This is a genomic window from Pusillimonas sp. T2 (assembly GCF_002236805.1).
In the GTDB taxonomy this organism is placed as follows: Bacteria; Pseudomonadota; Gammaproteobacteria; order Burkholderiales; family Burkholderiaceae_B; genus Neopusillimonas.
In genome coordinates this window covers 328025-341871 of record NZ_NIQA01000002.1, presented here as the reverse complement: position 1 = coordinate 341871, position 13847 = coordinate 328025, and the positions used below count along the sequence as shown (strand labels likewise).

The window sequence follows — 13847 nt, the reverse complement described above, 5'->3', positions numbered from 1 at the left end:
TATCAATTAATGTTGTCTTGGACAAAATGTTGTTAAATGCGAATTTAATCGTTAATATAGTGAAAGTATTTAATTTTGACTAGGACATTCATTGTTTTGTCCAGGGACAGGAGTCTTGTATGAAGCATGTTGCCGTCATTGGTTCAGGCATATCCGGCCTCAGTGCCGCCTGGTCGCTTGCCCAGGCTAACGAGGGGGCTCGCGTCACCCTGTTTGAAGCCGCCGATTATGCGGGTGGGCATACTCATACTGTCGATGTCACGCTTAACGATGCAAACGGCAACCCGGTCACCCACGGGGTCGACACCGGGTTCCTGGTCTTTAATCATCGGACGTATCCGCAGCTTGTCGAGCTTTTCAGAACGCTCGATGTGCCAACAGCGCCTTCCGATATGTCGTTCTCGGTGCAGGCAGAGCAAGGTAGGTTGGAGTGGTGCGGAACCGACCTTAATGGGGTGTTCGCTCAACGAAGCAATATTTTCAAGCCGTCGTTTTGGTTCATGCTGCGCGAAATTCTGCGCTTTAATAAAGAAGCGACGCGGCTTGCCGAAACGGGCACCGAGGTTGAACTCACCCAGAGCATCGGGCACTTTCTGGACAGCAGGGGTTACACCGAATCGTTCCGTCGTTGGTATTTGTTGCCCATGATCAGCAGCATCTGGTCGTGCCCGGCGGGGCAAATGCTGCAATTTCCTGTGTCTACCCTGATTCGCTTTTGCCACAATCACGGCTTGCTGCAGGTTAACGATCGTCCGCAGTGGTACACCGTTAGCGGCGGCGCGCGTCAGTATGTGCAGCGCATGCTGAAGGCGATTCCAGATGTTCGCCTGAATACGCCGGTGACGGCAGTGCGTCGCAATGGCCCGGGCGCAGGGGTTACGGTATTCAGCCCTTCACACGCCGAGCACTTCGACGACGTTGTTTTTGCCTGCCATTCTGACCAGACCCTGCGTATTTTGGGTCAAGACGCGCGTCCTGCAGAACAAGCGATTTTGTCTGCGATTCCGTATCAAGATAACCATGCGGTGCTTCATACTGATACGGCCTTGCTGCCCAAGCGACGTTTGGCGTGGGCCGCCTGGAATTATGAGCATCGTGATGCGCAAGATGATCAGGGCCAAGGTGGTGTGTGCTTGCACTACTTGCTCAACCGACTGCAGCCCTTGCCATTTGCCCAAGACGTCATTGTGTCGCTCAATCCTATCCGCCAGCCTGACCCGGGCAAGGTTATCGCGAACATCAACTATGCGCACCCAGCCTTCGATCTGGCCGCCCGAGACGCGCAAGAAAAATTGCCTAGTATCCAGGGCGAAAACCATACGTGGTTCTGCGGCGCCTGGACCGGTTATGGCTTTCACGAAGACGGATTGAAATCCGGGTTGGCCGTGGCGCATGCGTTGCAAGCGCGCTGGCGCGCTACCGCCAACTTGCCGCAAGCGGCTTAGTATCATGCGCACTGCAAGTCTTCCCCCTCAATCGAAGCTTCCCGAATCGACCCCGCTTGCGACAAGCACTGCGCGGGCAGTCGCAAAAATTGGTAAAGGCGTGGTGCGCCACACCCGTTTGCGGCCGGCCCGCAATGCCTTTGCCTATAAAACATGGTTTTTGATGTTGCCTATGCGCAGTTGGCGTCATGCCCCGGTGCCAGGGTTAAAGCGCAATCAGCGGGGCTGGGTCAGCTTTTACGATGCAGACCATGGTGACGGCGGCCCCGATGCCTTGGCTTGGCTGGAGAATGTGCTTCTGCAGGCAGGTGTGAAGGCCGATGGCGAAGTCTGGTTACATACTTATCCCAGGGTGCTGGGCTATGTGTTTAACCCGGTCAGTTTCTGGTACGCCCACGACGCCGATGGCACCCTTAAGGCCATCGTTGCCGAGGTCAACAATACGTTCGGGCAGCGGCATTGCTACTTGCTGGCTGGCCCCGACTTGCGCTGGGGGCAAGAGCTCCGCGCTGAAAAAACCTTTCATGTGTCGCCGTTTTGTCAGGTCAATGGCGGCTACCGCTTTCGCTTTATGCAAACTGCTGGTGGCCCGTCACAAGCGCCCCGCACTGTGGTGCGTATAGATTACGACGATGACGTCGGCCCTTTATTGCAAACGAGCGTCAGCGGCGCATTGACGCCGCTGACGCCAAACAGCTTGTGGCGCACGGTCATGTCCATGCCGTTGCTGACCTTGGCCATCATTGCCCGAATTCATTGGCAGGCGGTCAAGCTATTTTGGAAACGTGTGCCGTTCTCGACCAAACCTCTGAAGAGTGCCCCTCATGACTGACACCCTGAACCCCCGTACGCCTGGTTTGTCGCAAGCCCCTGTGCATAAAACACGCCCGCCTGCGGCTGCTCGCACTATTTTGCGCATGCTCGACAACTTGGCCTATGGCACCCTGGAACTGACCCTGCCCGATGGCACTTTGCGACGCTTTGGTAGCGGTCAGCAGCCCCATGCAGCCGTCAGGCTGAACAATTGGGCGGTGTTTCCTGCTGCGCTCAAGTCGGGTGATATCGGCTTTGCCGAAACGTTCATCAATGGCGACTGGAGCACTCATGACCTTCCCGGCCTTATCCGTTTGTTCATCCTGAATCGCGACCACATGGAACGCGTCCTGTACGGATCGTGGTGGGGTAGCTTGCTGTACCGGTTTCGCCATCTGTTCAACCGCAATAGTCGTAGCGGTAGCCGTCGCAATATTCATGCGCATTACGACCTGGGCAACGCTTTTTACTGCCATTGGCTTGATGACACGATGAACTATTCGTCGGCCTGGTTCAACGGCAACACTCAGCAGTCGTTGGCCGATGCTCAGCGCGCTAAGATTCGTCGTGCCCTGGACGAGGTGCGTGTGCAGCCCGGTCAGCGCGTACTGGAAATTGGCTGTGGCTGGGGGGCTGTTGCTGAAACCGTGGCCGCCGAGCGTCGCGCCAGCCTTACCGGGGTGACGTTGTCGACCGAACAACTGGTATTTGGACAGCAGCGCTTACGCGATGCCGGGTTGGCGCAATTGACCGATTTGCGCCTTCAAGATTATCGCGACATAAAAGACGGCCCCTATGACGCGATTGTGTCGATCGAGATGTTTGAGGCCGTGGGGCAGGCCTACTGGCCCGAGTATTTCAACGTACTGGCCCGCAACCTCAAGCCTGGCGGTCGCGCCTGTATTCAAAGCATCACGATTCGCGACGACCTCTTCGAGCGCTACAGCCGATCTACCGATTTTATTCAGCAGTACATCTTTCCCGGGGGCATGTTGCCCAGCCGCGAGGTATTCATTCAGCAGGCGCAGGCCGCCGGCTTGAAAGTAGAGCGTTCGCTGGCCTTCGGGCCCGACTACGCTGAAACCTTGCGCCGTTGGCGCACGCCGTTTCAGGCCAACGAGCAAGCTATCCGGGCATTGGGTTTTGATACCCGTTTTATGCGCACCTGGGACTTCTATCTGTCTTATTGCGAAGCGGCGTTCGATACGGGTAATACCGACGTCATTCAGTTTACGCTGTATAAGCCGGAGCAATAAATCATGGCACAGGTTACGGTCTTTCGTCGTGTTGTGTCGGGCTGGTCTTTGGGGCTGGTCTTGACGATCGGCGGTTCAATGGTCGCCCAAGCTCAGCCCAACGGGGGGCTGGCTTCCTCGGTATCGTCAAGCCGTCTGCAAGAAACACCTGTGCAGCCCACAGCGTCGGAGTCGTCTGCTCCCGACGCAGCGGCTGCAGTCAAAGCACCGCCCGAAGTCGTTGCCGCACTAGGTCAGCCGCGGCTGCAGGGGCAAAAGCGGTTTCGTTGGTTTGCTTTCTCGGTGTATGACATTCGCCTTTGGTTGTCGCCGGGCGCAACGCCACAGGCGCTATACAACGCGCCGTTTGCACTCGAGCTTGATTACGCGCGCAGCCTGAAGGGTGAGGCGATTGCCCAGCGCTCAATCGAAGAAATGAGCAATCTGGATACCATCAGCTCGAGCGAGCAAGCCGATTGGCTGGCGTTGATGACGCGCGCCTTTCCCGACGTTGCCGCAGGCGACCGGTTGACGGGCGTGTGGCGACCTGACGGTACGGTGCAGTTTTTCTTCAATGGGAAAGAAACGGCGTCAGTACAAGATGCCAGGTTTGGGCGTCTTTTCTTCGGGATCTGGTTGTCCGAGAAGACCTCTGAGCCGACGATGCGCGCTGCCTTGCTGGGGCAACTGTAATGACGGCCCGCGAGGTGCACCCCGCGCCCGCGGCGGGCTTTTACTATGGCGCCCTGGGGTTGCCTTTGGCGTTCGTCGCGTTGCCGCTTTACGTGTACATGCCGGCCTATTATGCCGAACAGTTCGGGACCTCATTGGCGGCATTGGGGGCGGTGCTGTTGTTTGTCCGTATCTTCGACGCTGTCACCGACCCGGTGATGGGCTATGTGGCCGATCGCCTCTTTTCAGTCTCCAGGCGCGCGTTGCAGCTTTCCCTAGGTGTGGGGTGCTTGGTATTGCTGGCGGGCTTTACTGGGTTGTTTTTCCCACCACTGGCCTTGCATGAACCACACACGGCGTTGCTGGCATGGTGTGCGCTCATGCTGATGTTGACTTACCTGGCCTACAGTGCGCTCACCATTACCCATCAGGCGTGGGCTGCGCGCCTTAAGGGCGGCGACGAGGTACAAAGCCGTTGGGTGTCGTGGCGCGAAGCCGCCACCCTGGTCGGTGTGATGCTCGCCAGCGTCTTGCCTACCGTGGTTGGTATGTCGGCGACTGCTGTGGTCTTGGGGGTAGCGCTGTGGCTGGGCTGGTTGGCGTTGGGACGCGCGCCTGCTCCTGTAGCGCTCGACATCAGTCGCGCCGGGGCTGCTCAAGGCGCTGTCACTCATAAGCTGTCCTTGCATTATTTTGCGTTGCCCTGGCATGGCCCTGCGTTTCGTGGGCTGATAGGCGTGTTTCTGGTCAATGGCATTGCCAGTGCTATTCCTGCGACTTTGTTGCTGTTCTTTGTCAACGACCGTTTGCAGGCGGCAGGTTGGGAAGGGGCGTTTCTGGCCATTTACTTTGCCTGTGCGGCGGCGTCGCTGCCGGTTTGGGTCAAAGTGGTTTCCCGTGTTGGCCTGGGGGCAAGCTGGGCGGCGGGCATGACCTTGGCCGTTGTCAGCTTTTTCGGGGCGGCGTTTCTGGGAGCCGGGGACACGACATTGTTTTTATTGATTTGTGCGGCCAGCGGCTTTGCGCTGGGCGCCGACCTTGCGTTGCCGACGCCGTTGCTGGCTCGCGTTATTCGTACTGAGGCAATGAGCGCCGACGCCGAAGGTGCGTACTTTGGCTGGTGGAACAGTGCGTCGAAATTGAATCTGGCCCTGGCGGCAGGGCTGGTGTTGCCGATGTTGCAGTGGCTGGGGTATACGCCTGGCCAAACCGACGAACAGGGGTTGCGTTCGCTAAGTCTGGCGTACGCAGTCCTGCCTTGTTGTTTGAAACTGGTGGCGCTTTATACGTTATGGCTATGGCGTCGCCGTTGGGATAAGGAGCATTGATATGCCTGTATTTACTGCCTGGAAACGGGGCGTGCGTTGGGCCACGCTATCGGTCGCTTGTATGGGGCTGATCGCCTGCGCATCGCCCAAGCCTGCCGATTATGCAGCCGAGCGGCCCGTGCTTGATTTGCGCGAATATTTTGTGGGTGACATTGATGCCTACGGCTTGTTTACCGACCGCAGCGGCAAGGTGGTCAAACGCTTTACTGTCAAAATCAAGGCCAGTTGGGAAGGCAATAAAGGGGTGCTGGAAGAGGACTTTATTTACAGCGACGGCGAGAAGCAACGCCGTGTCTGGTACCTGACTTATCAGGGCGACGGGCGTTATACGGGCACCGCCGAAGATGTGGTTGGCGAAGCGTCCGGCGAGGTAGCGGGTAATGCGTTTCAGTGGCGTTATGTGTTGCGGTTGCCCGTTGGCGAACGCACCTACGACGTTTCGTTCAACGACTGGATGTACCTGATGGATGACAAGGTCATGTTGAATAAGGCGGTCATGAGCAAATTCGGCATCCGTCTGGGCGATGTCACGCTGTCGTTTCATAAACGTTAAAGGTAACGTATGGCACTGAATCCCCGCTTCGATTATTCGGCTGATCAGGTCGTTTGGGTCGTCGGTGCCTCAACGGGCATCGGCCGTGCCGTTGCAGAAAGGTTGGCCTCAAAGGGCGTCAAGGTAGTGGTGTCGGCCCGTAATGCTTCGGCGCTCCACACCTTCGAGGCCCGATTCAACGGTTGTCTGGCGCTCGCACTCGATGTTACCGATGTCGCGGCAGTGCGTTCTGCGTGTAACGCCATTGTGCATCGATACGGGCGTTTAGACCGCGTCTTGTACTGCGCTGGCGTTTATCAGGCGATGCGCGCCCAGCAATTCGACCTCAGTCAAATGGTGCAGCATCAGCAGGTCAACTACATTGGGGCCCTGAATGTGCTGGCACCGGTCATACCGTTATTCTTGCAGCAAGGCAGCGGGCATATCAGCCTGGTGTCCAGTGTGGCTGGCTTTGGCGGGCTGCCGCAAGGTCTGGCGTATGGCCCCACTAAGGCCGCGCTGACGCATTTGGCCGAAACACTTTTTCTGGATTTGCGACCTCTGGGTATTGGGGTGTCGGTGGTTCATCCCGGGTTTGTCGAAACCCCTTTGACCCGTCAAAACGAATTCCCCATGCCGTTTTTGCAAACTCCTGAGCAGGCAGCTGATGCCATTGAAAAGGGTTGGTTGCGTGGCAGTTTCGAGATCGACTTTCCCAAACGCTTTTCTTTGATTCTTAAAGCCTTGCGTTGGCTACCCTATAGCCTTTACTTCAAGCTGGTTCATAAAGGAACTGGACTATGACGCAGACCTCGTCGCCCGGCACTGACGGGCAAACGCATTTGGTGGGGCCGGCTCGGCACATGGCCGAATTGGCGGCCTACTACGAGCAGTTGTCCCTGGGCAACCTAGAGCGCTTAGGACGTTTTTACGCTGAGCAGGCCCGCTTCAAAGACCCGTTTAATGATGTCGTGGGCGTGGATGCCATTCAATCTATTTTCCGCCATATGTTCGATACCGTGCAGCAGCCGCGTTTTGTGGTGCACGACACTATTGTTCAGGGCGACAAGGGGTTTTTGGTTTGGTCATTTCACTTTTATTCGACCGGCGGTCGTACCGCCCGGGCGTGGGAAATAAAAGGGGGCAGTCATGTGCAGTGGGGTAGCGACGGCCGAATTGTGTTGCATCGCGACTACTGGGACGCAGCCGAAGAGCTTTACGAAAAGCTGCCCGTACTGGGCGGGTTGATGCGGTATTTAAAGCGCAAGCTTGCTGTGCCGGTAGTCCGATAGCTGGTGTTGTTGCCTAAAACCCAATAAAAAACGCCCCTTTCGGGGCGTTTTTAGCTTAAGACACGGTAAACGTGTGCTTAGGCGGCCTGGATGTTTTTAGCTTGGGGGCCTTTGGGGCTGTCGGCTGTTTCGAACGAAACGCGTTGGTTTTCGTTCAGCGATTTGTAGCCTGTACCAACGATGTCGGTGTGGTGTGCGAACAGGTCTTTACCGCCAGCATCGGGAGTGATGAAGCCGAAGCCTTTTTCGTTGTTGAACCATTTAACAATACCGGTTTGCGTAGTCATGTGACAATTCCTTAAAAAAATATGGGCCAATATGCCCTAGGCAAGACTTATTCAAGGAACGGCGACTCGAGCAAAAAGACGTACTGTTTGAACTTAAATACAACGAACTTGAAAAATCTTTGAATGAATGTAGTCGTATTTTTGCGCGTTGTCTACTACTGAATGTATTCGGGCCGACACTGTTGTGTCGGCCCGTCGTTTTTGTTGCTTAAAACCAGTGCGCGGCTATGCCAGCAACTGACGCGACTCGCCGATGGCTTGGACGTTGCGTGGGGTGACGTCGATTTCTCGGTTATTGCTGTCGACCCGGAAGGTCGAGACCAGCTTGGCCAGGGTGCCGGCCTGGTCTTGCAGGCTGTCGGAGGCGGCCGAGGCCTCTTGAACGAGGGCGGCGTTTTGCTGCGTGACCTGATCCATTTGCGAAACGGCCTGGTTTACCTGGTCAATGCCGATGCTTTGCTCTTGGCTGGCGGCGGTGATTTCGCCCATGATGTCGGTGACGCGTTTAATGCTGGCAACGGTTTCCTGCATGGTGGTACCGGCTTCGGCGACCAAGCGGTTGCCGGTTTGTGTGATGCTGACCGACTTGTCGATGAGGTCTTTGATTTCTTTGGCGGCCTGGGCGCTGCGCTGGGCCAGTGAACGTACTTCAGAGGCCACGACCGCAAAGCCTTTGCCCTGTTCGCCGGCGCGTGCCGCTTCGACCGCCGCGTTCAAGGCCAGAATATTGGTCTGGAAGGCGATAGAGTCGATGACGCTGATGATGTCGACCACTTGCTTGGACGACTCGTTGATGGCGCCCATGGTGTCCACCACCTGAGCGACGACTTGACCGCTTTTGGTGGCCACGCTGGCGGCCGACTCGGCCAGTCCGTTGGCCTGACGGGCGTTGTCGGCATTTTGTTTGACGGTGGTCGTGAGCTCCTCCATGGTGGCTGCAGTTTCGGCCAGCGAGCTGGCCTGTTGCTCGGTACGTGAAGACAAGTCCATATTGCCCGCGGCGATTTGCCCTGCGGCGGTGGCAATCGAGTCGGCGCCGTCTTTGACTTCGCGTACGACGTTAAGCAGGTTGGCGTTCATGCGCTGCAGAGCGGTCATGAGGGCGGCCAGTTCGTCGCTGCCCTTGACGTTGATACGGCTGGTCAGGTCGCGGTTAGAGACTTTTTCGGCAAAGTTGACGGCATTGGTGAGTGGGCGGGTGATAGAGCGCGTGATGGAGATGGCCAGCAGCAGCCCGATAAGCAAAGACACAGCCGTCAACCCGACAAGCAGGTTCAGTGCCAGTGTGTTGTTGTCGTGGAGTGTGTGGGCGTTACTATCGATGAGGCTTTGTTGGAACTTGAGCAGGTCTGTAATGCTGCCGTTGTAGCGATCAAGCAGGCCTTCGAGTTCGTTGTCGTAAAAATTTTGTGCGGCCTGCAGGTTGCCCTGGCGGCGTTGTTCAAGCGCATCGTTACGTTTGCCAACGTATTCATTACGACGCTGCTGGATAACGTCGTAAAGCCGTAGGGCTTCGGGGTTGGTGAGCTTTTCTTTCAGCGCAGTCTGGATCTTGCTGATCTCGGCGCTGGTGACCTTCATCTGGTCCTCGAAGTGCTTGATGGTGGCGGTGTCGGTCAGTCGGGCATTTGCGAGGGTGCGTGTGGCATTAAGTGCGGTCAGCTTGCTCCATTCGGTGATCATGCGTTCGCTGGCCAAACGGGTTTCGGTCAGGTCAGAGGCCATGGCGTCGGAGCCCTGGACCCGCCAAATGCCGATACTTGCCAGCACGGCGATGAAGAGAAGCATGACGGCAAAGCTTACAATGAGGCGGGTGCCGATTTTGAGATTGTTCATGGTGGAAACCTGAGGGCTGGCGCAGCGGGAGCAGCCTGCGCGGTAAACGTAAAAGTGCTTTTGTAACAAATGCCTACGGCTATTCTTGCAAAACGCTTCACGCATTTTATTGAGGCTTGTCGAAGTCTAAAGGTCTGAAATGAAGGTTTGTATTGTGGGACTTGGCGCTTTTGGCCAAAAGCACCTGGATGCCATCGCCGCCATCGATGGCGTGGCCGTCAGCTCGGTGGTTGGGGGGCGCAGTTTGGCGCAGGCGCAGGCCGTTGCCGCGCGTTTTGGGGTGCCGCACGTCACGCTCGACCTGAACGAAAGCCTGGCGCGCAATGATGTTGATGCGGTTATTTTGTGCAGCCCAACCCAGGTTCATGCCGCGCAGGCCATTGCGTGTTTAAACGCAAAAAAGCCGGTTCAAATTGAAATCCCTATGGCCGATAACTTGCACGATGCACGTAAAATAGTCGCATTACAGCAACAAGTCGGGGTGGTGGCCATGGCGGGCCACACGCGGCGTTACAACCCGGGGCACCAATGGATCCGGCGCCGCATTTTGTCGGGCGAGCTCACGTTGCAGCATCTTGATGTGCAAACGTTCTTTTTTCGCCGCAGCAATATCAATGCGGCCGGTGAGCCCCGTAGCTGGACAGACCATCTGCTCTGGCACCATGCCTGTCATACCGTTGACCTGTTTCAGTACCAAACCGGCCAGACTGCGTCGCGCGTACATGCCATGCAGGGGCCGCCGCACCCCGATTTGGGCATTGCCATGGATATGTCGATCCAGTTGCAGGTGCCCTCGGGGGCGCTCTGCTCACTCACGCTTTCGTTCAATAATGATGGTCCGCAGGGTACCTTTTTCCGGTACATCTGCGACAACGGCACGTACATTGCGCGCTACGATGAGCTGGTCGATGGGCATGGCCGCCCGGTCGACTTATCGGGTGTCGACGTGTCCATGAACGGCATTGAGCTGCAAGATCGCGAGTTTTTCGAGGCCATCCAGGCGGGGCGCGAACCGCGATCGGGCGTGGCCGGGGTGCTGTCGGCCTACGAAACCCTTGATCGCCTTGAACGCAGCTTGGCCTGACCCAAACGCCTTGGTCCCTTCAATGAAGAACAATAATGCCCAGTCACAAACTTACTCCTGAACAACTTTCTGCGTTAAAGCAAAATCTCATCGATAGTCCCTCGTACCGCGTGGCCTATAAAGACGCCGACTTCATGGAGGCCGAAGACCTGCGGCCGGTACGCTTGCAGCTTGAGCTGCTCAAGCCCGAGTATTACCTACGCAAAAACCATATCGAATCGACCATTGTGGTTTTTGGCAGCGCGCGTATCTTGCCGGCTGAACAGGCCCAGCATGTGCTGAGTCAAGCCACCGAAAACGCTGCGCGTCATCCCGAAGATCCCCAGGCCCAACAGGCACTAGCCAAAGCCGCGAAGCAGGTGCATTACTCTCGATATTACGAAGAGGCACGGCGGTTTGCGCATATCGTGTCCAAGCGTTTTCAGGTCAACAGCCCGTGCCAGTTTGTGGTGGTAACCGGCGGCGGCCCCGGCATCATGGAGGCCGGTAACCGCGGCGCTTTCGAAGCCGATGCCTTGAGCGTGGGGCTAAATATCACTTTGCCCCATGAACAAGAGCCCAATCCGTATATCAGCCCGACGGTGTGTTTTCACTTCAATTATTTTGCGTTGCGCAAAATGCATTTCATGATGCGGGCGCGCGCATTGGTGGCGTTCCCGGGTGGGTTCGGCACGCTCGACGAACTCTTCGAGGCGCTAACGCTGGTGCAAACCGAGAAAATGGCGCGCATGCCTATCGTGTTGGTCGGCAAGTCATTCTGGTCTCGCTTGGTCGACTTGGACTTCCTGGTCGAGGAAGGCATGATTTCACCGCAAGATCGCGATCTGGTCAGTGTGGTCGAAACGGCCGACGAAGTCGTGGCCATTCTTGAACGATTTTATCCAGACTGCGACGATTGTCGCCTTCCACCCAAAGGGGTTATATGAGTCAGCATGCAGGGTCGGGGCAGCAAGCCTCGTGGGGGGAATTGCTTTCGGGGCGCAACGGTTTGCGTTCGCTGGCCGTGGCCGGTGGCGTGGCACTGCACGCCGTCAATGTTTATATCGCCACGACCATATTGCCTTCTGTGGTGCGTGACATCGGCGGCCTCGAGTATTACGCCTGGAACATGACGTTGTTCGTCGCAGCGTCAATCATGGCATCGGCGCTGTCGGCCAAGGCCTTCGATACCTTGGGGTTGAAGAAGGCGTTTTTGGTGGCCATTGTGGTGTTTTCCGTGGGCACGACGCTTTGTGCGCTGGCGCCCTCTATGGCGCTTATGCTGTTTGGTCGCACGATTCAGGGCCTGGGAGGCGGTTTGCTCCTGGGGTTGTGTTATTCGTCCATTCGTGTGGTTTTCGAAGAGCGACTCTGGACGCGCGCCATGGGTTTGACGTCGAGCATGTGGGGGGTGGCGACGCTCAGCGGCCCTGCTATTGGCGGCATGTTTGCCCAGTCGGGTCATTGGCGGTGGGCTTTTGGCGCCATCTTGCCGGTAGCGGCCGGTTTGGCGTGGCTGGTCATCCGCGAAATCAACGAAAACACCGTCAGTAATGCCGATGCGCCCCGTCAGCGCGTGAATGTGCCCGTGGGAAAGGTCGCGCTCATTGTGTTGTCGGTGCTGGCTGTTTCAGCGGGTAGCTTGTCGACGGCAGTCACCTGGAATGCATTGGGCATTTTGGCGGGGGTGCTTATTGCCATTTACGTGGTCCGACTAGAGCAACGCCCAGGCACCGTTCGCTGGTTGCCCGAGGGCTCCTATTCATTACGCGAACCCATGGGCAGTATCTACGCATGCGTCGCGCTCATGAGTGCTGCAATTACCGTCGAAATCTTTGTGCCGTATTTCTTACAAACCATTCATGACCTCGAACCCCTGGCGGCAGGCTACATGACGGCGATCATGTCCATGGGCTGGACGATTGGCTCTATTTCCAGCTCGGGCCGGGGGCCGGCGGTCGCCCGCTTTTTAATGCGTAGCGGCCCCGCGGTGACGGCGTTGTCTTTGTTGGCGCTGTTGGTACTGGTGCCATGGCTCGATGCTTTTGACACTGGCTGGGTATGGGTGCTTAGTCTGGCTTTGCTTGGTGTGGGTCTGGGTATTGGCATGTGCTGGCCGCACTTGCTGGCTCAGGTTTTCCGCAGCGCACCGTCGGGGCAAGAAAGCATTGCGTCATCTGGCATGATTACCGTTCAGTTGTATGCGTTGGCGCTGGGGTCGACGTTGGGCGGCATGGTCGTTAACGCGGCCGGCATGACCGACCCGGGGGGCGTGGTGGGCGCCGTGCAGGCGTCGCAAGCCTTGTTCTTGTTGTTTGCGCTGGCGCCCGCGCTTGCGTTTTGGGCCATGGCGCGGGTGGTGACCGCCAAACGTCAAAGCGATCAGGCGCGTCGGCAGCAGGCTGCCTGAACCCAGAAGCCCCGGGCGGCCGCCCGGGGTATTGGCCGTGGCCGTCGTCAGCCGGCCTTGGGTAGCCTGAATCGCTCTGGGTCGGGCCCATGGCGGGCCTCTGCATCATGCAACGCCGCAATTTCGACCATGTCTTGTTCGTCGAGGCTAAAGTCGAAAAGCGCCAGGTTTTCGCGCATGCGTTCGGGGTTGACCGATTTCGGGATCACCATGCAGTCTAGTTGCAAGTGCCAGCGCAGCACCACCTGGGCTAACGAGCGCTTGTGCTTTTGGGCAATTTGGGTCAATACGGGGTTGTCCCATAGCAAACCATGACCCAAGGGGCTCCATGATTCGGTCACTATGTTGTGCTGTGCATGAAACTCACGCAATTCGGGCTGCTGAAAGCGGGGGTTCAGTTCGATTTGATTCACCACCGGCAGCACTCCGGTTTCATCAAGCAGCGTCTCGAGGTGGTTCTTGTTAAAGTTCGACACCCCGATTGATTTGATCCGACCTTCGTCACGCAGTTGTATCAGGGCCTTCCAAGACTTAACATACAGACCAATTTTCGGCGCGGGCCAATGAATCAGGTACAGGTCGACGTAGTCCAGGTCAAGCTTGTCCATGCTTTCGTTGAACGCGGCCATGGTTTCGTCGTAGCCATGGCGATCGTTCCAGAGTTTGGTGGTAATGAACAGGTCTTTGCGGTCAAGCCCACAGGTTTTAATGGCACGGCCGACGCCTTCTTCGTTACCGTAAATGGCCGCAGTGTCGATCAGGCGGTAGCCCGATTCAATGGCTGTCTGTACTGCTGGCGTGACCACGTCGTTTTCAATTTGCCACACACCAAAACCTACGCGGGGCGCTGTGTTACCGTCGTGGAACTTGACGCTATTTACAATAGAGGACATGCGTATCTCCGTAAAGCTTGAAACAGGGTATGCCCCTTTTT

Annotated in this window: 14 protein-coding genes; 11 read left to right on the top strand and 3 right to left on the bottom strand. The window is 57.0% G+C overall.

Annotated elements, in window-relative coordinates:
• Positions 1–119 precede the first annotated feature (119 nt).
• The 8 genes from PuT2_RS04715 to PuT2_RS04680 are packed head-to-tail and all read left to right on the top strand — an operon-like array spanning position 120 to position 7317.
• Positions 120–1445 (top strand): NAD(P)/FAD-dependent oxidoreductase, encoded by a 1326-nt coding sequence (locus PuT2_RS04715; protein WP_093969863.1) that lies wholly within the window; start codon positions 120–122, stop codon positions 1443–1445.
• 4 nt (positions 1446–1449) lie between these two features.
• On the top strand, positions 1450–2277 hold the full coding sequence (locus tag PuT2_RS04710) for a DUF1365 domain-containing protein (protein WP_093969862.1): 828 nt from the start codon (positions 1450–1452) through the stop codon (positions 2275–2277).
• Complete coding sequence (locus tag PuT2_RS04705) at positions 2270–3514, top strand: cyclopropane-fatty-acyl-phospholipid synthase family protein (protein WP_093969861.1); 1245 nt, start codon at positions 2270–2272, stop codon at positions 3512–3514. Before PuT2_RS04710 ends, PuT2_RS04705 begins: the two co-directional genes overlap by 8 nt.
• A 3-nt stretch (positions 3515–3517) precedes the next feature.
• The gene (locus tag PuT2_RS04700) at positions 3518–4186 is read left to right on the top strand and encodes a chalcone isomerase family protein (protein WP_093969860.1); all 669 of its coding nucleotides are present in this window, start codon (positions 3518–3520) and stop codon (positions 4184–4186) included.
• Positions 4186–5493 (top strand): MFS transporter, encoded by a 1308-nt coding sequence (locus PuT2_RS04695; RefSeq protein WP_093969859.1) that lies wholly within the window; start codon positions 4186–4188, stop codon positions 5491–5493. Before PuT2_RS04700 ends, PuT2_RS04695 begins: the two co-directional genes overlap by 1 nt.
• Before the next feature lies 1 nt (position 5494).
• Entirely contained in the window at positions 5495–6046 is a 552-nt protein-coding gene (locus PuT2_RS04690) for a DUF3833 domain-containing protein (protein WP_093969858.1), read from the top strand.
• Positions 6047–6055: 9 nt separating this feature from the next.
• A complete protein-coding gene (locus PuT2_RS04685; RefSeq protein WP_093969857.1) occupies positions 6056–6829 on the top strand; it encodes an SDR family oxidoreductase in 774 nt (257 codons plus the stop codon).
• Complete coding sequence (locus PuT2_RS04680; protein WP_254046938.1) at positions 6826–7317, top strand: nuclear transport factor 2 family protein; 492 nt, start codon at positions 6826–6828, stop codon at positions 7315–7317. The genes PuT2_RS04685 and PuT2_RS04680 overlap by 4 nt, the downstream gene beginning before the upstream one ends.
• 77 nt (positions 7318–7394) lie before the next feature.
• Here the strand turns inward: PuT2_RS04680 and PuT2_RS04675 are convergent, their stop codons facing one another.
• Together PuT2_RS04675 and PuT2_RS16185 are read right to left on the bottom strand one after the other, a co-directional pair.
• Positions 7395–7604, bottom strand: coding sequence for a cold-shock protein (locus tag PuT2_RS04675; protein WP_093969856.1), 210 nt, complete (start codon positions 7602–7604; stop codon positions 7395–7397).
• Between the two features lie 225 nt (positions 7605–7829).
• On the bottom strand, positions 7830–9440 hold the full coding sequence (locus PuT2_RS16185; protein ID WP_093969855.1) for a methyl-accepting chemotaxis protein: 1611 nt from the start codon (positions 9438–9440) through the stop codon (positions 7830–7832).
• Between the two features lie 139 nt (positions 9441–9579).
• Between PuT2_RS16185 and PuT2_RS04665 the strand changes: the two genes are divergently transcribed.
• Genes PuT2_RS04665 through PuT2_RS04655 form a run of 3 tightly spaced genes read left to right on the top strand, consistent with a single transcriptional unit; the run spans position 9580 to position 12913 of the window.
• Positions 9580–10524 carry a Gfo/Idh/MocA family oxidoreductase gene (locus PuT2_RS04665; protein WP_093969854.1) on the top strand — a complete coding sequence of 315 codons (945 nt, stop codon included), beginning with the start codon at positions 9580–9582 and terminating at the stop codon, positions 10522–10524.
• A 35-nt stretch (positions 10525–10559) separates the two neighbouring features.
• Positions 10560–11450: a TIGR00730 family Rossman fold protein gene (locus PuT2_RS04660; RefSeq protein ID WP_093969853.1), complete on the top strand. Its 891-nt coding sequence runs from the start codon at positions 10560–10562 to the stop codon at positions 11448–11450.
• The gene (locus tag PuT2_RS04655; RefSeq protein WP_093969852.1) at positions 11447–12913 is read left to right on the top strand and encodes an MFS transporter; all 1467 of its coding nucleotides are present in this window, start codon (positions 11447–11449) and stop codon (positions 12911–12913) included. Before PuT2_RS04660 ends, PuT2_RS04655 begins: the two co-directional genes overlap by 4 nt.
• Before the next feature lie 47 nt (positions 12914–12960).
• Here PuT2_RS04655 and PuT2_RS04650 read toward each other — a convergent pair whose 3' ends face one another.
• The gene (locus tag PuT2_RS04650; RefSeq protein ID WP_093969851.1) at positions 12961–13806 is read right to left on the bottom strand and encodes an aldo/keto reductase; all 846 of its coding nucleotides are present in this window, start codon (positions 13804–13806) and stop codon (positions 12961–12963) included.
• Positions 13807–13847 lie beyond the last annotated feature (41 nt).

Bases quoted from the DNA above. Each gene is read 5' to 3' on its own strand.
- PuT2_RS04715 (WP_093969863.1), top strand. From the start codon at position 120: ATGAAGCATGTTGCCGTCATTGGTTCAGGCATATCCGGCCTCAGTGCC.
- PuT2_RS04710 (WP_093969862.1), top strand. From the start codon at position 1,450: ATGCGCACTGCAAGTCTTCCCCCTCAATCGAAGCTTCCCGAATCGACC.
- PuT2_RS04705 (WP_093969861.1), top strand. From the start codon at position 2,270: ATGACTGACACCCTGAACCCCCGTACGCCTGGTTTGTCGCAAGCCCCT.
- PuT2_RS04700 (WP_093969860.1), top strand. From the start codon at position 3,518: ATGGCACAGGTTACGGTCTTTCGTCGTGTTGTGTCGGGCTGGTCTTTG.
- PuT2_RS04695 (WP_093969859.1), top strand. From the start codon at position 4,186: ATGACGGCCCGCGAGGTGCACCCCGCGCCCGCGGCGGGCTTTTACTAT.
- PuT2_RS04690 (WP_093969858.1), top strand. From the start codon at position 5,495: ATGCCTGTATTTACTGCCTGGAAACGGGGCGTGCGTTGGGCCACGCTA.
- PuT2_RS04685 (WP_093969857.1), top strand. From the start codon at position 6,056: ATGGCACTGAATCCCCGCTTCGATTATTCGGCTGATCAGGTCGTTTGG.
- PuT2_RS04680 (WP_254046938.1), top strand. From the start codon at position 6,826: ATGACGCAGACCTCGTCGCCCGGCACTGACGGGCAAACGCATTTGGTG.
- PuT2_RS04675 (WP_093969856.1), bottom strand. From the start codon at position 7,604: ATGACTACGCAAACCGGTATTGTTAAATGGTTCAACAACGAAAAAGGC.
- PuT2_RS16185 (WP_093969855.1), bottom strand. From the start codon at position 9,440: ATGAACAATCTCAAAATCGGCACCCGCCTCATTGTAAGCTTTGCCGTC.
- PuT2_RS04665 (WP_093969854.1), top strand. From the start codon at position 9,580: ATGAAGGTTTGTATTGTGGGACTTGGCGCTTTTGGCCAAAAGCACCTG.
- PuT2_RS04660 (WP_093969853.1), top strand. From the start codon at position 10,560: ATGCCCAGTCACAAACTTACTCCTGAACAACTTTCTGCGTTAAAGCAA.
- PuT2_RS04655 (WP_093969852.1), top strand. From the start codon at position 11,447: ATGAGTCAGCATGCAGGGTCGGGGCAGCAAGCCTCGTGGGGGGAATTG.
- PuT2_RS04650 (WP_093969851.1), bottom strand. From the start codon at position 13,806: ATGTCCTCTATTGTAAATAGCGTCAAGTTCCACGACGGTAACACAGCG.